Below are 2,564 nucleotides of genomic sequence, written 5' to 3'. Positions count from 1 at the left end.
GTGGCCGAGTTCGCCGACCGCCGACCCGTCGCCGTAGGGATCGCGGCCGTGGATCTCCGTCAGGCTGGTGCGCAGCCAGACGTCGAACGGGTCCGACGAACCACTCAGCACCCGCATCGCCCGGCTCGGATCGGCCGCCTCCAGGTGATAGATCGCCGTCACATCCTGCCCGGTGCCGGTGCACCACATCAATTCCCGCGAGATGCCCGCCGCCTTGCGCGACGCGCGATACCGGGCCACGCGATCGCCGCCCAGTTCCCGCTGCACCTCCCGCCACCGGTCGAGTCGACCCGGCAGGATGGGGCAGGTCCGCACCGCGGGCACATCCACCGCCCGCACCCGGGCCCTCGACCGCGGTCCCAGCGAACCCACGCCGAGCTGGGCCAGCATATTGCCGTCCACTCCGATGCCCCAGCGCTCCGCGATGCGCCCGTCCTGGAGCCGCCACACCACCACGCCCTTGGAAGCGATGCGCTTGCCGGTGGGGGCCAGGCCGAGGAATTCGCCCTGATGCGTGCCCCGCCAGGTGTTGTGGATGACGACGTGATCGGCGTGCGCGCTCATCTCCTCGATGGTGACCTTCAGGTCGGGGAAGCCCCGGCGCAGTCCGGCGATGGTGTAGCGCACCCCTTCCAGTCCGTCCGGCGCACCCGGCAGGGGCTGATGATCGATGATGTCGTCGCGGTAGATCTCGTCGAGTATGGAGAAATCTCCTTGGTTGACGAATTCGTCGAAAACCCTTCTGATAATTGCCTTGTTGTCCTCTGCCGACATCGTTCGCTCCTTCGTTCCGGTGCGGGAAGCCGTCGCTCCCCGCACCCGGCTCAGTGTCGCGAGCCGACACCGCATCGGCCTCGAGGAAATCTGACCGAGATCTTGCGCGGCACGCGGCGGCCGGTGGTTACCGCGCGAAACAGGTCCCGCGTACCGGCGGCCCGCGTTCCTCCAAGAGAGCGGGTTCCAGGCGGTGCGCGCGACGGTCAGCAGGATCGGCAGGGCGGCCAGAACGACGCGGGCGGCGATCTGGATCCATCGGCGCTCGTACAGGATGTCGATGTATTCGCGCAGGAATGCGCCCGGTAGGGGGTCTGGCCGCGGATCCGGAACGACGGATGCGGTCAGCAGGGTGGCGAGACGGGTGCGGTGGGGTCGAGCAGGTATTCGGTGGCGGCGGCTTCCGCGCAGCCGTAGCCGGACCCGACCAAGCCGTGCGCGGTGCCGGGCACCAGCACGAGCGTCCCGCCGAAGCGGTCGGCGACCGCCCGCGCGCCCGCGGCCGGCGTGCGCACATCGCCGTGGCTGTTGACGACCAGCGGCGCCACCGCATCGGCTCCCGGCCGCAGCGGGCCCAGTGCCTCTCCCCGCGGCCAGAACGCGCAGGCCCCGTAGCCCTCCCGCACCGACCTCCATCCGCCGACCTCCGTCAACCGCCGGACCAGCTGACCGATATCGGTGGGCCAGGCGAAGTCGGCGCAGTGGTTGCCGAAGTTGAGCCCCATATCCGGCGGCCCCGGATGCAGCGCCGCGACGGCGTCGACCAGCTCGGCGGAAGGGGTGGGCAGCGGTCGATCGGGCGGATCGCCCACCAGGTCCTCGAGCGCGTGCGAGGTGCCCGCGACAAAGGCCGGGCCGTCGCGATCGGGATCGAGAGCGCCGTCGAGCACCGCGGCCCGCACCTGCCGCGGATACCGGGCCATGTACGCCTGCGCGAGCAACGTGTCATAGGAGGACATCAGCAGGCTGATCCGCTCCTCACCCAGTGCGATGCGGATGGATTCGAGATCCGCGGCGACGTCCGCGGTACCGAGATGGCCGATGAGCGGTCCGATGCGCCGCTCGCAGGCACCGACGTACGCACGGGCCGCCGCCTCGGTCGCGGTGAGGTCCGGAGTCACGGCCTGATCATCCAGCTCGTTGGGCTCGTCCGACTCCTCTTCCGCCGCAGCGCACTCGACCTTCGCGCTCTGCCCCACGCCGCGGCGATCGAAACCGATCACATCGAACCGCTGCCGCAGTCGCTCGGGCAGGAACAGCCCGTGTGCCACCGCCGACCGCAGGCCCGATATCCCGGGCCCACCGGGACTGGTCACCAATACCCCGATACGCTCGGCGGGCGCACTGGCGGGCAGGCGCGATACCGCGAGGTCGATGGTGCCCGCATCGGGGTCGGCCGGATCGACCGCCACCGAGACGGTGCCGCACTCGCGTGTGGTCAACTCGCCGACCGGGCAGGGCCGCCAGTCGATTCCATGCTGCCTCCCGGTGTCGCCGGGCCCGGTCGAGGGAGCCGCGCATGCGGACAGCACCGAGACGAACAGTGTCGACGCCACGGCGGCCAGCGATATCGCCCGGGCGGTTCGTACGGGCATAGGTCGGTTCTCCTTGGCTATGAGAATGGATTAAGGGCACGGGCCGTCATGTCGAGGACGCACCCCGAATGCGATTGCCGACGACCACGTCTCACCAGATGGTGAAGATCAGCAGGAGGGCCGCTGCCGGGCTCAGCAGGGCGGCGGCGGCGAGGACCGCGATCGCTGCCCCGTGACGCCGATTGCGTACGGCCG

The 2,564-nt window shown here is 70.2% G+C and carries 2 protein-coding genes; both read right to left on the bottom strand.

Going from position 1 to position 2,564, the window contains the following annotated elements:
* Window positions 1–774: ester cyclase (locus tag QK444_RS35495; protein WP_282786396.1), on the bottom strand; the 774-nt coding region annotated here is incomplete at its 3' end.
* Window positions 775–1,118: 344 nt separating this feature from the next.
* A complete protein-coding gene (locus tag QK444_RS35490) occupies window positions 1,119–2,369 on the bottom strand; it encodes an alpha/beta hydrolase (RefSeq protein WP_282786394.1) in 1,251 nt (416 codons plus the stop codon).
* Window positions 2,370–2,564: the final 195 nt, after the last annotated feature.

Origin of the sequence: Nocardia sp. CC201C, assembly GCF_030010695.1 — a bacterium.
GTDB lineage: Bacteria > Actinomycetota > Actinomycetes > Mycobacteriales > Mycobacteriaceae > Nocardia > Nocardia otitidiscaviarum.
The sequence above is the reverse complement of the archived record's forward strand: the minus strand, read 5'-3'. Positions and strand labels throughout refer to the sequence as shown.

Bases quoted from the DNA above. Each gene is read 5' to 3' on its own strand.
- QK444_RS35490 (WP_282786394.1), bottom strand. From the start codon at position 2,369: ATGCCCGTACGAACCGCCCGGGCGATATCGCTGGCCGCCGTGGCGTCG.